General features: G+C 58.6%; 1 protein-coding gene. It reads left to right on the top strand.

The genetic code is table 11. The features are described 5' to 3' along the window. Positions 1-203 (top strand): hypothetical protein (locus tag CSR02_RS16680; RefSeq protein WP_167384166.1); only part of this gene is annotated, 203 nt, incomplete at both ends.

The raw sequence follows: 203 nt of genomic DNA, 5'->3' as shown, positions 1-203 counted from the left end.
GCGGCCTTGGGCGGTACTGGCACGATAGGTGGTAGTGTTGATATTGCTGAAGGTGCAACTCTTGGGGCTGGCGATGCCGGCCAGGCCGGCACTCTGACGATTGATGGTGGTTTGACGCTGGAAAATGGCTCAACCACGGACTTTGACCTTGGCCAGGCCGGCACAGAAGGCGGTGCTCAGAACGATCTGATTAAGGTCGGAGG

Origin of the sequence: Acetobacter pomorum, from assembly GCF_002738225.1 — a bacterium.
In the GTDB taxonomy this organism is placed as follows: domain Bacteria; phylum Pseudomonadota; class Alphaproteobacteria; order Acetobacterales; family Acetobacteraceae; genus Acetobacter; species Acetobacter pomorum.
This window is presented reverse-complemented; position numbering and strand designations above follow the sequence as displayed.